The sequence below is a fragment of the Streptomyces panaciradicis genome (genome assembly GCF_023516615.1).
Lineage (GTDB): Bacteria > Actinomycetota > Actinomycetes > Streptomycetales > Streptomycetaceae > Streptomyces > Streptomyces panaciradicis.
Map to the genome: position 1 here is coordinate 17603 of NZ_JAMGBF010000029.1, position 21650 is coordinate 39252.

Sequence of the window (21650 nt, forward strand, 5' to 3'; positions counted from 1 at the left end):
CCCGCTCCCCGCAACGCCCGGTCGCTCATAAGGAGCCGTCCTCCGACATGCCCACCGTCAGCGAACTCCCGTCCCCCCTCACCCTGTTGCCGCGCGCCCAGGCGGGCGACGAACACGCCATGAACCACCTGCTGAACCACATCACGCCCTACGTGGCCCGTATCTGCCGGTCCATCACCCGGGACGACGCGGCCGACGCCACCCAGGAGGCCCTGCTCGCCATCTACCGCGGTCTGGGCTCTCTGCGCGAACCGGTGGCCTTCTACGGGTGGGTGCGCGCGGTGACGGTCCGCGAGGCCGTGCGCACCGCCAAGCGGTTCGGCGAGGAGCAGACCTGCTCACAAGTCGAGTCACAGCATCCGGCCAACCCGCTGGACGCCGTGCACATCTCCGACGTACTGGACCGCCTGTCCCGGGCGCACCGGCAGGTTCTGACGCTGCGGGCCTACGGCCTCAACGAGGAGGAGATGGCGGAAGTGCTGGAGCTGCCCCTCGGCACCGTGCGCTCCCGGCTCTTCCGGGCCCGCCGCCGTTTCCAGGAGGCCTGGCAGCCCTCGGCGGCCTGAACCGCGTCCGTCGCGACAGCGGCGGCACGACGAGGGGCCGTGGCGCCATCTGTGATGGTCACGGCCCTCGTCGGGGGACTCCGTCCTATGGCTTGATACGTGTGGGCAGCACACGCGGTGGCCACTGGCCGGGGGCGAACACCCCCAACGCATGGGCGCGGGAGACCAGCGCGGGCCGGTTCGGGGCGTCGAACCTGCGCAGCATCTGACCGATGCGGTACTCGATTCCCTGTCGGCTCAGGTACAGGCGCGAGGCGAGTTGCACGGTCGACTCGCCTCGGGCGACACCCTCCAGTACCTGCGCGTCGAGCGCGTTGAGCACCGGTTCGTCATCGGCCGGACTCGGCTCGGAGGCCTGTAGTGGTGCGGGCGCGGCGGAGGTGCAGTGGTGCAGGAGGACGACGACGCCGGATGTCTCACCCCTCCGGCCTCGCACGGAGATCGCTGTGATGTCCGCGTGGAAGAGTCCGCCGGCCCCGTCCTTTCCCGTGACCTTTTCGGTGAATCGGGGACGACGGCCCGAGGAGAGAGCGATGAATTGTTCCTGCAGACGGCTGGGCGCGGGCGAGTACAGGAGGTCGAGAAGGCGGCGCCCGCATATCTCCCGTGTGCTGAGGCCGAATTGGCCGGCGAATTCCGGCTCTGCGGCCGTGATGACGAGGTTTCCGGGAAAGGCACGGGCCGTGCAGACGGCTCTGGAAGCGGGAGGCGAGGAGTCGGCCACGGAGGTGCGGTGCGCGGGGGGAGCCGGTTCGGCGGCTCGGTGGTGCTTGCGGGGCGAGGCGTCGGGGAAACTCGTGGTTGCCACGGACGTACCGTCCTTCTGCTGCGCAATGGATGCGGAGGGGGGTGGGCGCGGAACGAACCAGCGCGGCGGTGCCGGGTGTCGGCGGGGTCCGGCGCGCGGGATGGGTGCTACCTGGTCGGCGGCGGTGTGACGTTCCGTCGGGATGGGGGAGGGGGCGCGAAAGCCCGGACGGCTGGTCAGGGCGAGCGAATACTCCCGGTGGAGATCGGCCGATGGCCGGATAACGTTGTCACGTTCATCAGAGGTCGCCGCTCGGTCCGAAGGCCAGGCTCCGCCGTGCAGCGGATGCCGCGCCGTTCGGCGTTCGATCCGGTCGACCATGGTGTGGCACGAGAACCTCCACGAGACGAACGAGGGCGTCACATCAAGTCGGCGCCTTCGAGGCTAAGCTGCGGCAACCCCCCTGGCAAGGGTTTGCCAAGTGACGTGGGCAACGTGTCAACTCCCCTGATGCAAAGAGAGTTTGGGACCCATGTTGACGTGTTGACCTCGGGCTGTCACACCGCGACACGCGGTCTCGACCAGGCAGGTGTCGCGTTGTTTTTCCCTTGCAAGCCCTTTCGCGGGCTTCGTAGAGTGCTGGCAACTTCAGGTCTCCGATCGAACCGGCCGAGGGCGGAGGTCTGGCGCGTCACGGGAGCAGAGGTGGGAGATGCTCGAGCAGCCGCACTTCGGCCGTCGGCTCAGGAGGCTCCGGCTGGAGCGGGGACTGAGTCAGGCAGGACTGGTCGGTGACGGCATGTCGACCGGGTACCTGTCGCGTTTGGAGTCGGGAGAACGACCGCCCACCGAGCGTGCGACGGCGTATCTCGCCGCGCGGTTGGGTGTGGAGGTCTGCGAGTTGACGGCGCCTCCGCCTCCGCGGTCCCTGACCCGTGAGTTGGCGGTCGCGCTGTCGGCGCCGTCCGGCACGAGCGACGTCGCCGCCCTCTCCCGGGCGGTCGACGAGGACCCGGGCGACGATCCCGCCGCCCGCTGGCAGGCGCTGTGGCTGCTGAGCCGCACCGCCGGCCGCCTCGGTGACTACGTGCAGCAGCAGGCTCGTCTGTCGCAGCTCCTGGAGCTGAGCGAGCTGTTGGAGGTTCCCGAACTGCTGGTGCGGTCCCACGTGGCGTACGCCGAGTGCGCCCGCTCCGTGGGTGACATGCACACGGCAGAAACGGAGGCTTCACAGGCATTGTCCCTGGCCCGCTCGCAGGACCTGTCGGTGTCCGACACCGCGGCGGCCCTGACCCTGCTCGCCGGCATCGAGGCGGAGCTGGGCAGACTGGACGCGGCCGCACAGCACGTCGACGAACTCGAACGGGATCTGCTGCCCGCGGCCACGCCGACGCAGGCGGCCGTAGGGTGGTGGACCGCCGCCACCGTCAGCAACCGCCAGGGCGACCACGCCGCCGCACGGACCAAGCTGCACAAGGCCCTTCACCTCCTGAAGAGCACGGACGACCTGTCCCTGTGGACCCGCCTGCGGCTCTCCGCGACCGCAGCGGCGCTCGAGATGACACCACCCCAACTGAAGCCGGCGGAGCGCTGGTTGGCCGAGGTCGCCTTCGCCGTGGATCCGATCGGCACCCCCGTCCAGGCCCAGGAACTGCGTGCACTGCGGGCCCATCTCGCCTTTCACCGGGGCCGGTTGGACGAGGCCCGCGCGATCAGAGACGCACTCCTGGCCGAGGGGGAGAATTCGCTGCTGCCCTACCGCGACCGCGTGCGGCTGTCGGTCCTCGACGGCCAGCTGATGATCCTTGCCGGACGGGCCGAGGAAGGCATCGCCGTCCTGCAGCGGCTGGGCCGTGAGGCGACCGACTCCCACAACCTGGACCTGGCCGCGCACATCTGGCAGTCGCTGGCCCAGACGCTGGCGGACCTGCGCCTTGCCCACCCGGCGAACGCCGTCCACGGCGCACCGCGTTCGTCAGGGTGAGCCGTAAGGGTGTCCCGGGCGCCCTTTCGCGGTGGACGGTCAGCGCGGCCGATGTCCCGTTCCCTGTCCGACCGGGCGCCCATGGATCAGCGCTGGCCCGCGGACCTGCCGGGAGGTTCGGTGTCCTGCCCCACGCCCTCGAAGGAGAGCGCCTTTGGCAGAACCACGGGCACCACCCCTGCGCTTGGAGGGGCCTATCGAGTCGATGATGTCCGCGGCCCACGTGCCGAACGTGAGCCTGCAACGGGCCCTGGACGGCCTGGCGTTGAGTCCGAACACGACCGCGTGACCCCTGCCGGCCCTCAGGGGACCGGACGCCCCCTGAGGGCGACGGCCCCACTCTGGAGGCGTTCGGCCCGGCGACGGCCTTCTCACTAGACACGATCAAGTTGCTGACCGCCCACACCGATGCGCACGTACGGCCCGCCGCCGTCGCCGTGGTGTGGGCGATCGGTGGCGAAGTCGAGGCCCCGGCCGTCCCGGACGTCCTCCTGCGGGCCCCTGGAAACAGAACGGGGCGGCGGCGAACCACGTCACGGCCCGCCTGGACCGCATGGGCTCCTTCGCAAAGCCCGCTCTTCCGCCAGCAGCTCGCTCTACCCCGGCCCGGCGGCCGATTCGACAGCGTCGACAGCTACGAGGAACTCCAGCGGGTCGGCCGCGCACTCATCGCCCGGCTCGATCCTTGTGCGGCCTGAGGGGCTGGCCATAACGAGTGGCCTCGGGCCGGCTGATGTCCACGTACCGACAACGGCGTCGAGCTCGGTGCCGAGCGAGCGACGGGCTGGCCGCCGCGCACCCGTGATGACGTCCCGCCGGCACTCTGCGCTTCGGGGACGTCGTGTCCGTTCTCGAAGTGCACGGCAGTCCCGGTCGGAGTGAGGTAGACCTCGTCGTCCACGCCTCCGTTTGAACAAGCTGACATTCCATGCAAAGATTGTCAGCATGTTCGATGACGAGGATCGGCTCGATCAGATCCTGAATGCTGCCTACGCGTGCTTCACCCGCCATGGCGTGCGGCGCAGCACGATGGACGACATCGCCCGCGAGGCGGGCATGTCGCGCCCCGCTGTCTACCAGTACGTCCGCAACAAGCAGGACGCCTTCCGGCGCCTGGCCGCCAGGCTGCTGGACGCGGCCCTCGCCGACGCCCGTGCCGCGACCGCCACCCCGGGAGACCTGACGGAGCAGCTGACCGGAGTGCTGGAGGCGAAGCTGGGGCTGGCCGCCCGGCTCTGGCACGACAGCCCCGCGCACGCGGCCGAGCTCCTCGGCGTCGAGACCCGTCAGTCGGCGGACCTCGTCGAGGGCTACAACGACGCGATGCGTGACCTGCTCGTCTCGGCGATCGCCACCGCCCGCCCCGATCTGGGCAAGGCGGACGCCGGTGAGGTGGCGGAACTGCTCCTGGCGTTCACCCGCGGTCTGGAGGCCGACCTGACCGACCCCGAGGCCCCTGCTCGGCGCCTGTGCCACGGCGTCGCACTGTTCGTCACCGGATTGGACCATCCCCAGCCCGACAAGGAAGCATCATGACCACCACCGCCGTACTGATCACCGGAACCTCCTCGGGCATCGGGCGGGCCACGGCCCTGCGCCTGGCCGCCCACCCGGAACTGACCGTCTACGCAACCGCCCGCCGCCCGGAATCCCTCACCGATCTCGCCGCGGCCGGAGCGCGCACCATGGCCCTGGACGTCACGGACGAACAGTCGATGTCCGATGCCGTCAAGACGATCGAGACCGAGCACGGCTCGGTGGGTGTCCTGGTCAACAATGCCGGCTACGGCGCGTACGGCACCGTCGAGGAGACCGGCCTGGACGCGGTGCGCCGCCAGTTCGAGACCAACGTCTTCGGTCTGGCCCGGATGAGTCAGCTGGTGCTGCCCGGCATGCGCTCCGCCGGGCGCGGCCGCATCGTCAACGTCGGTTCCATGGGAGGCCGGCTCGTTTTCCCCGCAGGCGGCTACTACCACGCCAGCAAGTACGCCGTCGAAGCCCTCACCGACGCACTGCGCTTCGAGGTCGCACCCTTCGGGATCAAAGTGAGCCTGATCGAACCGGGCCTGATCCGCACCGGCTTCGGTGACACCGCGGCCCACACCCTGGCCGACTCCGCAGCCCCGACCGGACCCTACGACAGCCTCAATGAGGCCGCCGACCGGCAGATGGCCCAGGGCTACCAGTCGAAGCTGCTGTCCGCTCCGCCCGAGGCCGTCGCCGAAGTCATCGAGCACGCCGCCACCGGCGCGCACCCGCGCACCCGCTACGTCGTCACGCCCGCCGCCAAGTTCCTGGTCCACAGCCGGCGCCTGCTGGGCGCCCGGTTCTTCGACGCCTACCTGCGCCGCCAGTTCAAGGTTGCGGCGTAACTGCGCGCTGTCCATGCCCGCAACGAGCACCCCACTCCGTTCCGGGCAAGTGGGCGGGGTCCGACGGGAAGGTGCAGACGGCCCCAGGACGGCCCTTACGGCCTGGCCGTCTCATCCGGCACCGGCGTGGCCTGGTGATAGTAGAGCCGGAACTCCCCGGCGGCGTCGCGGCGCCAGATCGACGAACGGCGGGCGTGCCGGTCCCCGATCCGGGTGTCGTAGGTCAGGTGGACGATACCGGGGGCCAGGATCGCACTCTCGAAGCGCTCTGCGGTGATCGGTGTGCTGTTCTCGGCGCCGCCATGGAGCGTGGGCAGGGCGGCGACCATCTCCGCGCGCGTCCACCGCCGCCCGGAAGCGCCGACCTCGATGAAGTCGGGGTCGAGGAGTGCTTCGGCGCGGGAGCCGGAGAGGCGGACGGAGGGGTCGTGGAGGCGCCGTTCCCGGACGATCGCCTCGGTGACGTCGGGATGCTGCGGGAACGCCTCAGGCGCGTACCGGTCGTTCTGGATCATGGCGACATGATGCCCGGTCGCTGTCTGCCCATACGGCGGCGCCGACACCGCCGAGGCAGACACGCACTGTCGATGCCTCCAACCTGCGCCCTCCACCACTTCCGCCTCTCAGCCAGTTCGAAGCGACAGAAGCCGTCGCCAATCTCCCCCCACATCGAGGAAGAGACATGAAACGCCTCAGCACCGTGCTGCCCGTCACCGCGTTAACCCTCGCCGTCGTACTGGGCACGGCCGGACCCTCGAACGCAGCAACCACCTATGAAACCGAGGTCACCGCCTTCGCGGCGGGGGACAACGATCCCGTAGGCGGTGCCATCGCCTACCCGGGCAGCGCTCCCCGGCACTCGACAGCCGGCGGCGTCGGAACCTACGACGACCCCATCACCGTCGCCGCCTATGCTCCCGCGCTCCCCGTCGGGACGCGCATCTACCTCTCCTACGTGAAGAAATACTTCATCATGGAGGACCTGTGCGGAGCCTGCCGCGACGACTGGAACCGCTCGGGCACGCGCCGCGTCGACATCTGGATCGGCTACTACGCCGGCACCAGCGCGGAGCTCTGCGAAAGCCGCCTGACCCTCGCATCCACCTCCATGGTGGTCGATCCCGACCGCGGACTCCCCGTCGACACCACCCCCTTGCTCGGGCCCAACGGCTGCTACCTGTGAACCGGTCCCGGCTCTCCACACCAACGGCAGCCTCCGGTTAGCCTCCGGGCGCGTCAGAAGCGATCGGCAGCACGGGAGGCAAGGCCAGCTTCTCCTCGTGAGTGTGCTTCACCGTCCTCCTCCAGTCGATGCATCAAGCGCATCATCCCGCGCCGTGTCCGCAAGGTGATCGTGAAAAGCAGTGCACCCCAAGCCGGTAGGCCGCGTTGAGACATGCCTCATCCCCGTCGGCGAAGCCCTGCGTGAGCAGACCATCGGACAATGGCCTGGTCACCGCCGGCTCAGGCCACCGAACGATTTAAGAGGAACGGGGGGTTTCAGCACTTGAGGTCGCTTTATACATCTGCGCATTGGTCGCCAAAGGGATTAATCGTCCACCTTTGATTTGCTGGGCTGCCAACTGCATCCACTCCCTCGGCAGTGGCGGAATACGTCCCCGTCATCCGCTTCACCCGGTACAGCAAGCCTCAGGAGTGAACTGCCATGACCCGCACCGTACTTGTCTCCGCCGCGTCCACCGTCGCGGCCCTGGTGATCGCGGCGCCCACCGCCTCGGCGACCCCGCACACCGTCCATGTCAAGGGTGGCCAGACCTCCGTGACGGTGGCTCCGGCGATTGCCAAGGCGCTGCTGTCCAACGGGATCGCCCCCATCGTCACCCGCCCCGGCAAGCCCAGCCTCACCACCGTCGGCGGCCAGCCCACCTTGAAGGCCGGCTACCCGATCACCGGCGGCTCCCTGACCACCAGCCCCCTCGGTGGAACGATCAAGCACAGCGGCGGCCTGAAGTTCACCAACGTCTTCAACGGCCGCTCGCTGGAGGTCAAGAACTTCACCATCGACCTCACCAAGGGACGACTGACCGGCCTCGTCGCCGGTACGAAGACACGGGTCCCCGTCTTCAAGCTCGACCTGTCCACCGCCCACGTCAAGCTCGGTAAGCACAAGGCCGACGCCACCAACGTCACGCTCAAGCTCACCAAGGAAGCGGCCGGCGCGCTCAACTCCACCCTCAAGACCACGCTCTTCAGCACCGGTCTGACCGTCGGGACTGCAGACACCCACCCCTGCTTCTGACTCACTCACGCGACAGCAGGCGGTGCCGCCACCTCCCGGCACCGCCTGCACGGCCTCTGTTCAGAGGCGCACGAGCAGTCCGCCCCTCAGATCGCCGGGATGACGTCCCAGACGATCTCGACGCCCGTCATCGACTCACCGATATGGGCCGCTTGAGCATGGGAGCGAGCCTGGACGAAGACGGTGTTCACGTCTTCGTCCACCGTGACCACCTCCCCCATGAAACGGCAAGCAGCGCACACCGCATACATCACTGCGACCGCGCGATCCGGCTGGACGTACTCCGACTGTTCCATCGTTCACCTCTCGGCCTGATTCCGCGGCGGACAGCGGATCGGATGCGCAGGGCAGGTGTGCGACTGGCCCATGTCGTGACGTCGTCACCCTCCCTCTGGAACGAGCGGTCCGGCCCAAACGGCACGGGCACCGTGAGGTTGAACGACTGCGGGGCGCGCAGATGACTGGGGGAGAGCCCTCCGGCTCAGAAATGAGGAGAAGAGCTGGGTGAGTACCTGGACCGTTTGCCCGGCCGCAGGGGAGAAAGGGTTACGCGGCGGTCCAGTCGCGCAGCTGGCGGGCGATCAGGGCGACGCCGAGCGTTCCGGATGCCGCGTCACGTACGAGGGCGACGGCTGCCTTGGGCTGGTAGTCGAGTTCGCGCGCATTGAGAAGCAGGTAGGCCTCGGTCGCGTGCCAGGCGAAGCGTTCGTTGGAGTGTTCCAGGCACGGCAGTCTCGCCAGGGTCTGCAGCAGTGCGCCGGCCTTGAGATACAGGGACCCGTAGATGTCCCGCTCCATCGCCCTGGCGTTGACTCGGGCGACCGCGGCGTACAGCGGTCCGAAGTCGTCGACCTGTGGATCGCCGTCGAGCAGCTCGGCAGCGTGCAGGAGGAAGGTCACGTCGAGCGGGTGGAGCCGGTCGGGTTGGCTCACGCGGCGTTGCCTCGTTCCTGGCGCTGGTCGAGGTCTCGACGCGCTTCCTGCTCGGCGGCACGCTGGTCGGCTGTGGGATCCACGCTGCTGGGCTCGGCCGCGAAAGCCGCACCACTGCGGGCCATGGATGCCTGGAAGCCGTCCAGGAACCTCCGCTCCACGGCGGTCGCACGGTCGTAGGCCGCAGAGAGGATGTACTCCTGCATGCTGACCCCGGCCTGCTTGGCCGCCGCCGCGATGGCGGCCTGCTGCGCAGGATCGGGGAAACGCAGGCTCATCGCCTTCTTGGATTCCGACATGGTATCGACGGTAGCAGTGATACCACGCGTCCGTCTCGTGAGAGACGAAACGCCCCGTCCGGCGACGCGGGCCGGCGTCGTCACGCTGTCGCGCGCCGCACCAGCCGGGTAGGGATGATCACGGACGACAGCGGACGGCCGACGGGGGCGTCCTTCGCCTGGCGGTCGAGGCTGCGCAGCAGCAGTCGTACCATCAGCCGGCCCATCTCCTCGATGTCCTGGCGGACGGTGGTCAGCGGTGGGTCGGTGTGCTCGGCCACCTTGGCCATGTCGTCGAAGCCGACGACCGCCACGTCCTCCGGTACCCGGTAGCCGCGCTCCCGCAGGACGCGCAGCGCGCCCAGGGCCATGAGGTCGGATGCGACGAAGACGGCGTCCAGTTCGGGGGCGCGGTCGAGCAGTGCGGTCATCGCCCGTGCGCCGCCCGGCTCGGAGAAGTCGCCTTCCACGATGAGCCGGGGATCGGCGTCCATGAGCATGTCGTGGTAGCCGTCGAGCCGGTCCACCGACGCCACCTGGTCCATCGGCCCCGTGATCGTCGCGATGCGGCCGCGGCCCAGCGAGATGAGATGGTTCACCGCCTCGCGTGCGCCGCCGCGGTTGTCGGAGTCGACGTACAGCAGGCTGCGGTCCGCCTCCGCGCCCGGCCATCCGGGGCGGCCGCCGAAGACGGTCGGGATGCCCACCTGGCGGACGATCTCCGGCAGCGGATCGTCGTTGTGCAGGGAGAACAGCACGGCGCCGTCCACGTGGCCGCCGGCGAGGTAGCGCCCGACCCGCTCGTAGTCGGCCGCTTCCTCCGTCAGCAGCAGCACGAGCTGATGGTCGTGCGCGGCGAGCTCCCGGCTGATGCCGAGCAACTGCTCGGCGAAGAAGGGGTTGGTGAAGACCTCGGTCTCCGGCTCCGCGGCGATGACGGCGACCGCGCCGGTACGCCGGGTGACCAGGGTACGGGCCGCCTGGTTCGGCACATACCCCAGTTCCTCGACGGCGCGGCGCACCTTTTCCACCAGAGCCTCGCGCACCCCGCTGCCTCCGTTCACCACGCGGGAGACGGTGGCTCGGGAGACACCGGCCCGTTCGGCGACGGCTTCCAGGGTGGGGCGACGAGCGAAGATCTGGTCGGACAAAGAACGCTCCTCTCAGGGACGGGAACAGCGTAGCTTCCCGTGACCTGCGGAGTGCACCCGAATTTAGAGAGCGCTCTCAATGATCCTCGGCTCGTCGCCCGCTCACTCGCGGGGCACCCCGCCGGAGGCCACCACCTGCGCGTACCACAGCGCACTGTCCTTCGGAGTGCGGCGCTGGCTCGCGTAGTCGACGTGCACCATGCCGAACCGCTTGCCGTAGCCGTAGGCCCACTCGAAGTTGTCCAGCAGCGACCACAGGAAGTAGCCGCGGACGTCGGCCCCGGCCTCCATCGCGCGGTGGACGGCCTCCAGGTGTTCCCGCAGGTAGGTGATCCGCTCGGGGTCGTGCACGGCTCCGCTCGGGTCGACGTAGTCGTCGTAGGCGGCGCCGTTCTCCGTCACGAGCACCGGCGTGTGCGGCAGTTCGTCGCGCAGCCGGGTCAGCAGTTCGTACAGGCCGCCTGCGTCCACCGGCCAGTCCATGGCCGTGCGGGGGCCCGGGGCCGGTACGAACCGCACGTGGTCCTGGGCGGCGGGCCAGGGGGAGGGCAGAGGGTGGGAGCCGGCGGCAACCACGGTGGGGGAGTAGTAGTTGATGCCGAGACTGTCGAGGGGGCGGGAGATCACTCGCAGGTCTTCGTCCTGGACGAAGGCCCAGTCGGTGAGGTCCGCGGTGTCGGCGAGCAGGTCCTCGGGGTAGCGGCCGTGGAAGACGGGGTCCAGGAAGACGCGGTTTGCCAGCGCGTCGATGCGGCGGGCCGCATCCACGTCGGCGGGGCTGTTGGTGAGCGGACGGACGGCCGCGAGGTTCAGCGTCAGCGACACCTCGGCCGACGTGGGGATGGTGTCGCGCAGCACGCCGACGGCCAGGCCGTGGCCCAGGTTCAGGTGGTGGGCGGCCCGCAGTGCCGCGGCCGGTTCCGTGCGACCCGGCGCGTGGACGCCGTCGGCGTAGCCGAGAAAGGCCGCGCACCACGGTTCGTTCAGCGTCGTCCAGGTCTGTACGCGGTCACCGAGCGCCCCGGCGACCAGTTCGGCGTACTCGGCGAACCGGTAGGCGGTGTCGCGCTCGGGCCAGCCGCCGGCATCCTCCAGTTCCTGGGGAAGGTCCCAGTGGTAGAGGGTCAGCACGGGGCGGATGCCGCGGGAGAGCAGCTCGTCGGCGAGGGCGCGGTAGAAGTCCAGGCCCTTCTGGGAGGCCGGGCCGCGCCCGGTCGGCTGGACGCGGGGCCAGGAGACGGAGAAGCGGTAGTCGGTCAGGCCCAAGGAGGCCATGAGCGCCACGTCGTCCCGCATGCGGTGGTAGTGGTCGGCCGCGATGTCCCCGGTGTCGCCGTTGCGGACCTTGCCGGGCGTCCGGCTGAAGGTGTCCCAGATGGACGGTGTCCGGCCGTCCTCGTTCGCGGCTCCCTCGATCTGGTAGGCGGCGGTGGCAGCACCCCACCGGAACGCCGGTGGAAAGGCCGCTCCGGCCGCGGGGGTGGTGTGGGGGGCGGTGGTGGTCATCCGGGCTCCGTGGTGTCGTGGCGAACGAGAGTCAGAGAAGGGCCGTCAAGAGAAGGGCCGCGACGTGGAAAGGCGCGACGCAGGAGGTCGTGACGCAGGAGGTCGTGACGCACGCGGCCGTGGCAAAGAATGCGTGGCGGAGGAACAAAGCAGTTCCGGCCGCCGTGACCCGTCCGTGTCGGCTACAGGGGTGGTGGTTCCGGCCTGGGGACCGGGTGGGGGCGACCCCCGATCGTCCCGGCCGGGGCCCGACGCGGCCAGCGGGGCGGATGGGCCGTGCCGGGGCACGAGGGCGGGAGATCGGGGGCCGCCGAGGGGCGGGCACGAGCCGCCCGCTACCAGGGGCGGCGGGAGGGGAACCGCGCCTACCCCTTGACGGCGCCCTGCATGATGCCGCCCACGATCTGTCGGCCCAGCAGGCCGAAGACGAGCAGCACGGGCAGGGTGCCGAGCAGCGTGCCGGCCATGACGACCGACTGGTCGTGGACGTAACCGCCGCCCAGCTGGCGCAGGGCCACCTGCACCGTCGGCTGCTGCGAGGTCAGGGCGATGATCGGCCAGAAGAAGTCGTTCCAGGAGGCCATGAAGGTCAGGATGCCGAGCACGGCCATACCGGGCCGGGCGACGGGGATGACGATGCTCCAGAAGATCCGGGCGGTCGACGCGCCGTCGACCCGGCCGGCCTCGATCAGCTCGTCGGGCAGCGCCTGCACCAGGAACTGGCGCATGAAGAAGACCCCGAAGGCGGACACCAGGCCGGGCAGGATGACGGCCTGGAGCTGGTTCACCCAGTGCAGTTTGGCGATCACCATGAACAGCGGGATGACCCCGAGCTGCGGCGGGATCATCATCGTGCCGATGGTGAGGGCGAGCAGCGCGTTGCGTCCCCGGAAGTGCAGTTTGGCGAAGGCGAAGCCGGCCAGGGTGGAGCACAGGACGGTTCCCACCGTCACCGAGCCGGAGACGATGAGCGAGTTGAGCAACGCCTTGCCGATGTCGGCCTGTTGCAGCACCTGGTCGAAGTTGTGCATCAGGTTGCCGCCGGGCAGCAGCGCCGGCGGGGTCTTGGCCAGGTCCGCGTTGGAGCGGGTGGCCGCCACGATCGTCCAGTAGAAGGGAAAGGCGGAGAACAGGGCCGCCGCGATGAGGATCGCGTACGCCAGACGCCCGCCGCGCTCGTGGCCTCCGGCCCGCCTGCCGCGTGGACGGCGGGCCGGGCGGGCGGCCGGAGCGGTGGTCTCGCCGGTGCTGCGCGGCGCGGTCAGAGTGGTCATCGCTGGTTCTCCTTGCCGCTGCGGCGACGGGCGACGGCAGTGTTGACCAGCACCAGCAGGACGATGAGCACGAACATCACCCAGGCGATGGCGGCGGCACGGCCGAGATGGAAGAAGCCCCAGCCCTGCTCGTACATGTAGAGCCCGAGGGTCTGGTACTGGTGGGAGATGCCGCCGGAGATGCTCCCCTCGAACAGCAGGGGTTCGCCGAACAGTTGGGTGGCGCCGATGGTGGACACCACGATGGTGAACAGGATCGTGGGACGCAGACCGGGCAGCGTGACGTGCAGGAACTGCCGCCAGCGGGAGGCCCCGTCGAGCTCGGCGGCCTCGTACAGATCGGACGGGATGGCCTGCATGCCGGCGAGGTAGATCAGCGTGTTGTACCCGGTCCAGCGCCAGGTGACGATGGTGGAGACGGCGATCTGCGAGGCGACGGTGCCGGACTGCCAGTCGACGGGACCGATGCCGACCAGGTGGAGCAGGTAGTTGATGAGTCCGAAGTCGCGCCCGAACAGCTGGGCGAAGACGAGGGTGGCCGCGGCCACGGAAGTGGCGTAGGGCAGCAGCATGGTGACGCGGAAGAAGGTGCGGCCGCGCAGCTTGTAGTTGAGCAGGTGGGCCAGGCCGAGGGCCATCAGCAGCTGCGGGACGGTGGAGATGACCCCGATGGTGAAGGTGTTGCGCAGCGCGGTCCAGAAGTTGTCGTCGCCGAACAGCGCGGTGTAGTTGTCCAGGCCCCGCCACTCCATCTGGTCCGGTGTCTGGAGTTCGACCCGGTAGAGCGAGACGTAGGCCGTGTAGATCAGCGGGAACAGCCCGAAGGCGGCGAACAGGGCGAAGAACGGGGTGACGTAGGCGTAGGGCGACAGCCGGGCCAGGCGCTGGCGCAGCGTGGCCGGCGGCCGCGCGGTGCGCCTGGGGGCGGAGGCGGTCAGGGTCATGAGGAGACCTTTGGATCGGAGAGGTCTGTCGGACGTCAGGGGAGGGGCGCGAAGGACCGGTGCCGGGAGGCCGCCTGTCGGGGAGGTGGTCCTTCGCGCCCCGTCACGGGGGAGGGCCGGTCAGCCGACCGCGTTCTCGACGCCCTTGTCGGCGTGGCTCCAGGCGGTGGCGGAGCTGGTCCCCTTGCGCTCGACCTCTCCGAGCGCGTTGGTGATCTGCACGTTCACGTCGTTGTCGTGCACGCCGAGCACCTGGACGGGTGCGCTCTCGGCGGCCTTGCCGAAGATCTCACCGACCGGGGCGTTGCTGAAGTAGGGGTCGGTGACGCCGCTGACCGCCTTGATGGCGGCGGTGTTGGACGGGAAGCTGCCCTGCTTCTTGAACAGCTTTTCCTGCTGCGGTCCCGCCGTGAGCCACTTGATGAGTGCGTACGCCTCCTTGGCGTGCGGCGAGCCCTTGGGGATGGCGAGGTAGGAACCGCCCCAGTTGCCCGCGGCGCCACCGGGCAGCGGGGCGACGTCCCAGGTGCCGTTGCCGGCCGAGCCGGCCTGGCCCTTGATGTAGCCCAGCATCCAGGCGGGGCAGCCGATGGTGGCGAAGGATCCGCTGCTGAACGCCTGGTTCCAGGCGGGTGTCCACTGGGCGAGCTTGGCGCTCAGCCCGTCCTGGGCGGCCTTGACGGAGGTGTCCCAGGCCGTTTTGACGGCTGGGTTGTCCTTGTAGATCAGCTTTCCGGAGGCGTCGTAGTAGCGCTCCTTCTGCTGCCCGACGATCAGGGAGTAGAGGCTGCCGATGCTGTCCATCCAGTGGCTGGAGGATCCCGCCTTGGCCTGGTACTGCTTGCCCAGCGCCAGGTAGTCGTCCCAGGTGGCCCACTTCTTGGCCAGCTCGTCGCGGTCGGTGGGCAGGCCGGCCTTCATGAACAGGTCGGTGCGGTAGCAGATGGCCTCGGGGCCGACGTCGGTGCCGAGGCCCAGGGTGCGGCCGTCGGGGGTGCCGGCCGCGTTCCACTTGGCCGCCGAGTAGTCGTTCTTGAGGCTCTTGGCGCCGTAGGAGTTGAGGTCCTCGAACTTGTCGGCCTGCTGCTGGGTGACGGAGGCGATGCGGCCGACCTCGATGCCCTGGACGTCGGCGAGACCGCCTCCGCCGGCGAGCCGGGTCTGGAGTGCCTTCCAGTAGTCGGCCTCGTTCTCGGTGCTCGACTCCTTGAACGTGATGTTCGGGTGGAGCTTGTGGTACTCGGCGTACAGACCGGCCTCCTTGAAGCCGAACGTGCCGAACAGGTCCACGGTGAGCGTGACCTTGCCGCCGTTCTGGGCGGAGGAATCCGATGAGCCGGACCCGCAGGCGGCGAGCAGGGTGCCGGCGAGTGCGACCGCCCCGAGTCTGAGGGTGGCTTGTCTGGCGGCTCGGGAGATGGACATGGAAAGCCTCCATGGCTTCGGGCGGAGTGCGGTGTGCGGAGTTCGATGCGGAGCGAGTGGAGCGGACGCTGACGCGCCGGGCGCCTCAGATTTTTGAGAGCGCTCTCAAGCGGTGCTCAGAGTTTCCGGACCCACGCCGCTCCCGTCAAGAGTCGAACGCATAACGGTGCGCGCAACGGTGGTGCCCGAGCGCCGGACCGGCTCGGTGCGCACCGGGTGTCAGGGCCGTCGCTTCATGGCTCTGTCGGCGTCGGCGAGGGCCCGCCGCCAGCCCTTCTCCGCAGAAATCTTGTGCCCTTCCAGCGCTGCCAGCGCATCGACGAATGCCTGGTGAGCCGGGGTTTCGTCGGCGCCGGCCGGCTGTACGGGCGTGCCGGCCGACGCCTGGCCGAAGATCTCTCCGACGGGCGCGTTGTTGAAGTACGGGTCCTGGGCGAGCCTGATCTGGGCCTGGGCCCGCAGTCCGGAGGGGAACAGGCCGCTCCGGGTGAAGACCCTGACCTGCTGTTGGTCGGCCGTGAGCCACTTGAGCAGAGCCGCGGCCTCCTTCGGGTGCTTCGCCGACTTCGGGATCGCGAGGTAGGAGCCGCCGAGGTTGCCGGACCGTCCGGGGCCGGCTGCGACGTCCCATTTGCCCGCGTAGCGGTCCCCGGCCTCGGCTTCGATGCGCCGGAGCATTCCGGCCGTGCAGACGACAGTGGCGAATCTGTCGGAGGAGAGCGCTTTGTCCCACGCGGCGCTGTTCTGGCGCAGGTTCGCCGACAGTCCGCCGCCGACGAGTCCGGCCGCGTGTTTCCAAGCCCTGTGCACCGCGGGGTTCTTCGCGAAGACCGCGGCGCCGCTCTCGTCGGTGTACCGCACGCGTTGCTGTCCGAGCTCGGCGGTGAACAGGGCGGCGGCGCTGTCCGTCCAGGTCCGGCTGGGTCTGGCCTTCGCCGCGTACTTCTTCGCGAGTGCCAGATAGCCGTCCCAGGTGGACCATGCGGCCGCCAGGCGGTCCCGTCGCGTGGGAAGCCCGGCGGTGCGCAGGAGGTCGGTGCGGTAGCAGATCGCCTCGGGCTCGATGGCGGTACCGGCGGCCAGCACCCGGCCGTCGGCGGTCGTGGCGGCGGCGGTCCTCCACGGCGCCGGCCCCTGGTCGGCGCCGCCGAGACCTGCCTTGCCGAGGTCCGTGAACGATCCGGCCCGGCTGTGCACGACCTCGGGCATGCGCTCCGCCGACAGGCTCTGGATGTCCGCTGTCCCTGAGCCCGAGTCGAGTCTCGCCCGCAGATCCCGCCAGTACCGGCCCTCGTTCCGCGTGTCGGTCTGCTGGATGACGATGTTCGGGTGGGCCTTCATGTACTCGGCGTACAGCCCGGCCTCCTCGAAGCCGAAGGAGCCGGAGACGCCGATGTGCAAGGTCACTTTCTGCCCGCCGGAGTTCCCGTCCCCGAAGTCGCCGCTGCACGAGGTCGCGACGAGGCAGGCGGCAGTGGCGGTGGCCGTCACGGCAAGTGCTCGCAGGCGGGCTGAGCTGCGCGAATGCATAGAGGTCTCCAGGCGTCGGGGAAGGGAAGCCGAGTTCGCCCGTGTTCTGAGAGCGCTCTCGAACCGTTCTGACAGTGGAGATGCCGGAAAGAACAGTCAAGGGGTGCGGGCGAAGCGGCACGTAAGCGCGTGTCTTGCGTGGCCTGCTGTTTCGCGGACGTCACGGACGGGTGAACAGTCGTTGCGCGAAGTGTTGACAGTGTCGGGAAAGCATCCCTAGCCTCCCATTCTGAGAACGCTCTCAAAGGCGGGTCGTGCGGATGCGTTCACGGCACAGCGCGACCGTATCCACGCGGCTGTTCACCCCCTCGCGGGTGGCCCACCTACCGCAGACGGAAGGCTCTGCCGGTGGGCCACCGAGGGCGTCACACGCACGAGCACGTCCATTCGTCACCGTCGCGGGCGGCTCGCGACGGCCCCTCTGACCAGGAGTTCTGTCATGCTCCCAGCAAGTCACCCGCCGCCCGCGCCAGCGGGCCACCCCACCCCACCGAGAGCCGCGCCAGGCGCTCGGTGGCATGCCCAGAGATCCTTCCGTCTGTACCGGACCGCGGTGCTCGGCGTGGTCGTCGCCCTGCTCGGTGCCGCACTGACCGTGCTCGTCTCGCAGGACGCACGCGCCGACACGGTGGGCCACGGCAGCTACACCACGACGCCGCCCGGCCCCCTTCCGTCCGGCTGCGGGGACCTGTCGACCAATCCCCGGCACTGGGTGACGGCCAACGCCCCGTCAGGCGCCGTACCCACCAACGACTGGTGGTCGTCGATCCTGTGGAAGCGCACCAACTGCGCATACGGCGAGCCGCTGTTCGCGCAGCCGCTGGGCTTCAAGGCGGGCTCCGGCGGACTGGGCGTCTCGTACAGCACCACGCCGGCGATCTCCGGCAGCGCCACGGGTGTCGGCGAGTACCACTTCAACTACGACGAGGACTTCGTCGTGGGTGTCGAGGGCCTCGCGGCTCCCGAGGTCAAGGTCGACGACTGGAGCGACTGGACCGTCAGCCCCGTGCTCACGGACGGCGCGCACACGCTGCGGGCCACCATCGGCTCCGGTCTGCCCTTCTCCTACTACCGGGCCACCGGCGGCAAGGCGCAGATCAAGGGCTCCTCCACGGCGACCCTGAGCGTGTGGTCCAACTCCGGTGGCACCATCGGCTACACCGTCAACGGCCACGACTACGTCGCCTTCGCCCCGACCGGCTCCACCTGGTCCGTGAGCGGCAGCACCCTCACCTCCTCGCTGGGCGGCAAGGACTACTTCTCCGTCGCGGTCCTCCCGACCACGTCCTCGACCTCGGCGACCGACCGCTCCGCGCTCGTGGACGAGTACGCCAAGTACGCCCACCACCACGTCACGGGTACCGCGGTCTCCTACAGCTACGACGACGCCACGAGCACCGTCACGACGACGTACAAGTACACCACCAAGGCGATGGAGGGCACGGGGACCGGCACGGTCGCCGCCCTGATGCCGCACCAGTGGCGCCACCTGACCGGCGACACCCCGCTGACTCAGAAGTACGTCTCCTCCCGCGGCGCGCTGAAGATCCTCACCGGTATCGACTCCTTCACGACCTCGATGGTCTTCCACGGTGTCCTGCCCGAGGTACCGGCCGTCGCCGACAGCTCCGGCTCCGACGCCACCACGCTCCAGAACTACCTCGACGCGGAGAAGGCCGACCCGACCCGCCAGCAGAGCGACGACACCTACTGGACGGGCAAGGGCCTCGGCCGCGCCGCCCGCCTGGCGGAGATCGCCGACCAGACCGGCAACACCGCGGTGCGCGACGCCGCTCTGTCCGCGATCAAGTCCAAGCTGAACGACTGGTTCACCGCCTCGCAGAACGAGACGGGCCATCTCTTCTACTACGACAAGAACTGGGGCACCCTGATCGGCTACCCGGCCTCCTACGGGTCCGACCAGGAACTCAACGACCACCACTTCCACTACGGCTACTACATCGCCGCCGCCGCCACGCTCGCCAAGTTCGACCCGGCCTGGGCCGCCTCGAGCCAGTACGGCGGCATGGTCGACCTGCTCATCCGGGACGCCAACAACTACGACCGGACGGACAAGCGCTTCCCCTACTTGCGCGACTTCGACATCTACAGCGGCCACGACTGGGCCTCCGGCCACGGCTCCTTCGCCGCGGGCAACAACCAGGAGTCCTCGTCCGAGGGCATGAACTTCGACAACGCGCTGATCCAGTGGGGCATCGCGACCGGCAACAAGACCGTCCGTGACGCCGGCATCTACATGTACACCACGCAGGCCGCCGCCATTCAGGACTACTGGTTCGACACCAAGGACGAGATCTACCCCACCGACTTCAAGCACAAGGAAGTCGGCATGGTGTGGGGCAACGGCGGTGCCTACTCGACCTGGTTCTCCAGCGCACCCGAGCAGATCCAGGGCATCAACCTGCTGCCGGTGACCGGCGGCCACCTGTACCTGGGCTACGACCCGGCCTACGTCAAGGCCAACTATCAGGAGATGCTCACCCAGAGCGGCAAGACCCAGCCGACCATCTGGACCGACATCTGGTACGAGTACCAGGCCCTCGGTGATCCCGCCGCGGCCCTCGCCAACTTCAAGGCGAACAACTCCTTCACCTCGGAGGAGGGCGAGAGCAAGGCGCACACCTTCCACTGGATCCGCAACCTCGCCGCCCTCGGCACCGTGGACACCACCGTGACCTCGGACAGCCCGCTCAGCTCGGTCTTCGTCAAGAACGGCGCCCGCACCTACGTCGCCGCCGACGCCACCGGCACGGGCTCGACGGTCCACTTCTCCGACGGAACCACCGTCGAGGTCGGCGCCGGACAGACCGTCGCCACCGGAGCACAGAACTGGAAGGGCGGCAACGGCGCCCCGCCGGCCACGGACTCCCCGCCGCCGAGCACGGACATCTCCACCCCGCCGGCGAGCACCTCCCCGCCCCCCGGCGGCGGCAACTCCTCCACCCTGTACGCGCAGAGCGACGGTTCGCTGACCGCCGCCACGAGCGCCTCGGGCAGTGTCCAGGTGGCCGCCGGAGACGGCGCCAACCACGACGCGAGCCCGTACCAGCCGGTCACGCTGACCGCCACCGCTCTGACCGGCACCTTCAACGGAGGCACCCCGACGTTCGACCTGTCGGTCGACGCCGGCAGCGCCGTCGGCAACGCCGTCCAGGTGCAGCTGTCGTACGACTGCACCGGCAACGGCACTTGGAACCGGGTGGAGACCTACCACTACTTCGCCACCGACCCGGTTCAGGGCTGGGAGCACTACACCCAGACCTCGGGCCTGGTCTCCGCCACCGGCACGGCGTGTGACCTGGCCAACGGCAAGGTCCAGGCCAAGATCTGGAACGCCCTCGGCAGCAACCCCAGCAAGCTGGGCACCGGCGACCTGTCCGTGTTCAAGCTGCCCTACACGATGACCGACGGCGGCGGGAGCGCGAGCCCGACCGCGTCACCCACGGCGACGAGCACGGGCGCGGGTATCACCTCGCCGACGCTCTACCTGCAGGGCGACGGGTCGCTGACCCCCGACACGAGCGCCGCCGGCAGCGTCTCACTGGCCGCCGGTGACGGCGCCAACCACGACGGCAGCCCGTACCAGCCGGTGACGCTGACCGCCGACAAGGTGAACCTCACCTACAACGGCGGCACGCCGACGTTCGACCTCGCGGTCGACGCCAACACCGCGGTCGGCAACGCCGTCCAGCTGCGGCTGTCCTACGACTGCACCGGGGACGGCTCGTGGGACCGCGTGGAGACCTACAACTACTTCGCCACCGATCCGGTGGCGGGATGGGAGCACTACACGCAGTCCAAGGGCCTTGCCTCGTCCAGCGGCGCGACCTGTGACCTGAAGGACGGAAAGGTCCAGGCGAAGATCTGGAACGCCCTCGGCACCAGCGCCGGCGCCCTGGGCACCGGCAACCTCTCGGTGCTGCATCTGCCCTACAAGTGACCGACCACGTACGACCCGCCTGGCCCTCCTCACCGGGGGCCAGGCACCTGTCATTGTCGGCGACCCCGGGCCCCGGTCGGCTGGGTGCGCGGCCGCAGGCGTTCGCCCTGCGGTCCGAACATGATGAGGTATTCGACCGGTCCGTCGAGGCTGGTGTTCGCCACGCCGTGCGGGGTGCGGGTGTCGAACTCGGCGGTGTCGCCGGGTTTGAGGATGAGGTCGTGGTCGCCCAGAGCGAGCCACAGCCGCCCGTACAGGACGCACAGCCACTCGTAGCCGTCGTGGGAGACCTGGCGGGGCCGCGTGGGCGGGTCCGCGGGGGCGGGCAGGACGTGCTTGTGGGCGTGCAGGCCGCCGACGTACCGGGTCAACGGCAGCACCGCCTTGTCGTCGCCGAAGCTGGGGAGCGCCGTGGTGCGCGGCGCGGCCGCGGGCGCGACGCCGGCCAGTTCGTCCAGACCGACGTTGTACTCCTTCGACAACTGCAGCAGTACCTCCAGGGTGGGTTTGCGCCGGCCGGTCTCGATCCGGGACAGGGTGCTCGCCGAGATGCCGGTCGCGCAGCTGACAGCGGCGAGCGTCGCGCCGCGGTGCTCCCGCGCGGCCCGCAGCCGGGGCCCCATCGCGGCCAGGGTGCCGTCCACGTCGTCGACCGCCACCGGTCCCTCTCCTTCCTGCCGTGCTCCATAACGTCTGTGTCCTGCGAGTTTGCCAGGAT

The 21650-nt window shown here is 69.4% G+C and carries 19 protein-coding genes; 7 read left to right on the plus strand and 12 right to left on the minus strand.

The window, feature by feature from the left end; translation table 11 throughout:
* The first annotated feature begins 47 nt into the window (after window positions 1-47).
* On the plus strand, window positions 48-566 hold the full coding sequence (locus M8J74_RS12595) for an RNA polymerase sigma factor (protein WP_249836459.1): 519 nt from the start codon (window positions 48-50) through the stop codon (window positions 564-566).
* 85 nt (window positions 567-651) lie between these two features.
* On the opposite strand, the gene M8J74_RS44820 is transcribed toward M8J74_RS12595, so the two are convergent.
* Window positions 652-1290: a helix-turn-helix transcriptional regulator gene (locus tag M8J74_RS44820; protein ID WP_249836460.1), complete on the minus strand. Its 639-nt coding sequence runs from the start codon at window positions 1288-1290 to the stop codon at window positions 652-654.
* A gap of 736 nt (window positions 1291-2026) precedes the next feature.
* Here M8J74_RS44820 and M8J74_RS12605 point away from each other — a divergent pair.
* The 3 genes from M8J74_RS12605 to M8J74_RS12615 all read left to right on the plus strand — a co-directional run bounded on the left by M8J74_RS12605 (window position 2027) and on the right by M8J74_RS12615 (window position 5670).
* Window positions 2027-3298 carry a helix-turn-helix domain-containing protein gene (locus tag M8J74_RS12605; RefSeq protein WP_249836461.1) on the plus strand — a complete coding sequence of 424 codons (1272 nt, stop codon included), beginning with the start codon at window positions 2027-2029 and terminating at the stop codon, window positions 3296-3298.
* Window positions 3299-4243: 945 nt separating this feature from the next.
* Window positions 4244-4834 (plus strand): TetR/AcrR family transcriptional regulator, encoded by a 591-nt coding sequence (locus M8J74_RS12610; RefSeq protein ID WP_249836462.1) that lies wholly within the window; start codon window positions 4244-4246, stop codon window positions 4832-4834.
* A complete protein-coding gene (locus M8J74_RS12615) occupies window positions 4831-5670 on the plus strand; it encodes an oxidoreductase (protein WP_249836463.1) in 840 nt (279 codons plus the stop codon). The genes M8J74_RS12610 and M8J74_RS12615 overlap by 4 nt, the downstream gene beginning before the upstream one ends.
* Window positions 5671-5765: 95 nt before the next feature.
* Here the strand turns inward: M8J74_RS12615 and M8J74_RS12620 are convergent, their stop codons facing one another.
* Window positions 5766-6185 carry a nuclear transport factor 2 family protein gene (locus M8J74_RS12620; RefSeq protein WP_249836464.1) on the minus strand — a complete coding sequence of 140 codons (420 nt, stop codon included), beginning with the start codon at window positions 6183-6185 and terminating at the stop codon, window positions 5766-5768.
* A 167-nt stretch (window positions 6186-6352) separates the two neighbouring features.
* Between M8J74_RS12620 and M8J74_RS12625 the strand changes: the two genes are divergently transcribed.
* On the plus strand, window positions 6353-6853 hold the full coding sequence (locus tag M8J74_RS12625; protein WP_249836465.1) for a hypothetical protein: 501 nt from the start codon (window positions 6353-6355) through the stop codon (window positions 6851-6853).
* 483 nt (window positions 6854-7336) lie between these two features.
* On the plus strand, window positions 7337-7930 hold the full coding sequence (locus M8J74_RS12630; RefSeq protein ID WP_249836466.1) for a hypothetical protein: 594 nt from the start codon (window positions 7337-7339) through the stop codon (window positions 7928-7930).
* A gap of 86 nt (window positions 7931-8016) precedes the next feature.
* Here the strand turns inward: M8J74_RS12630 and M8J74_RS12635 are convergent, their stop codons facing one another.
* From M8J74_RS12635 to M8J74_RS12675, 9 genes are all read right to left on the minus strand, one after another.
* Window positions 8017-8226 (minus strand): hypothetical protein, encoded by a 210-nt coding sequence (locus M8J74_RS12635; RefSeq protein ID WP_249836467.1) that lies wholly within the window; start codon window positions 8224-8226, stop codon window positions 8017-8019.
* Between the two features lie 250 nt (window positions 8227-8476).
* Window positions 8477-8863, minus strand: a complete 387-nt coding sequence (locus M8J74_RS12640) for a fic family toxin-antitoxin system, toxin component (RefSeq protein ID WP_249836468.1) — start codon at window positions 8861-8863, stop codon at window positions 8477-8479.
* The gene (locus M8J74_RS12645) at window positions 8860-9162 is read right to left on the minus strand and encodes a hypothetical protein (RefSeq protein WP_203237791.1); all 303 of its coding nucleotides are present in this window, start codon (window positions 9160-9162) and stop codon (window positions 8860-8862) included. The genes M8J74_RS12640 and M8J74_RS12645 overlap by 4 nt, the downstream gene beginning before the upstream one ends.
* Window positions 9163-9242: 80 nt before the next feature.
* Complete coding sequence (locus tag M8J74_RS12650) at window positions 9243-10292, minus strand: LacI family DNA-binding transcriptional regulator (protein ID WP_249836469.1); 1050 nt, start codon at window positions 10290-10292, stop codon at window positions 9243-9245.
* Window positions 10293-10394: 102 nt separating this feature from the next.
* Complete coding sequence (locus M8J74_RS12655) at window positions 10395-11798, minus strand: GH1 family beta-glucosidase (protein ID WP_249836470.1); 1404 nt, start codon at window positions 11796-11798, stop codon at window positions 10395-10397.
* A 365-nt stretch (window positions 11799-12163) separates the two neighbouring features.
* The gene (locus M8J74_RS12660) at window positions 12164-13072 is read right to left on the minus strand and encodes a carbohydrate ABC transporter permease (RefSeq protein ID WP_249836471.1); all 909 of its coding nucleotides are present in this window, start codon (window positions 13070-13072) and stop codon (window positions 12164-12166) included.
* Window positions 13069-14016 (minus strand): carbohydrate ABC transporter permease, encoded by a 948-nt coding sequence (locus M8J74_RS12665; protein ID WP_249836472.1) that lies wholly within the window; start codon window positions 14014-14016, stop codon window positions 13069-13071. Before M8J74_RS12665 ends, M8J74_RS12660 begins: the two co-directional genes overlap by 4 nt.
* Window positions 14017-14136: 120 nt before the next feature.
* Window positions 14137-15441 carry an ABC transporter substrate-binding protein gene (locus M8J74_RS12670; RefSeq protein WP_249836473.1) on the minus strand — a complete coding sequence of 435 codons (1305 nt, stop codon included), beginning with the start codon at window positions 15439-15441 and terminating at the stop codon, window positions 14137-14139.
* 219 nt (window positions 15442-15660) lie between these two features.
* Window positions 15661-16932 (minus strand): ABC transporter substrate-binding protein, encoded by a 1272-nt coding sequence (locus M8J74_RS12675; protein ID WP_249836474.1) that lies wholly within the window; start codon window positions 16930-16932, stop codon window positions 15661-15663.
* Between the two features lie 592 nt (window positions 16933-17524).
* On the opposite strand from M8J74_RS12675, the gene M8J74_RS12680 reads away from it, so the two are divergent.
* On the plus strand, window positions 17525-20932 hold the full coding sequence (locus M8J74_RS12680) for a glycosyl hydrolase (protein ID WP_249836475.1): 3408 nt from the start codon (window positions 17525-17527) through the stop codon (window positions 20930-20932).
* A 50-nt stretch (window positions 20933-20982) separates the two neighbouring features.
* On the opposite strand, the gene M8J74_RS12685 is transcribed toward M8J74_RS12680, so the two are convergent.
* Window positions 20983-21591 (minus strand): helix-turn-helix domain-containing protein, encoded by a 609-nt coding sequence (locus M8J74_RS12685; RefSeq protein WP_249836476.1) that lies wholly within the window; start codon window positions 21589-21591, stop codon window positions 20983-20985.
* Between the last annotated feature and the right edge of the window lie 59 nt (window positions 21592-21650).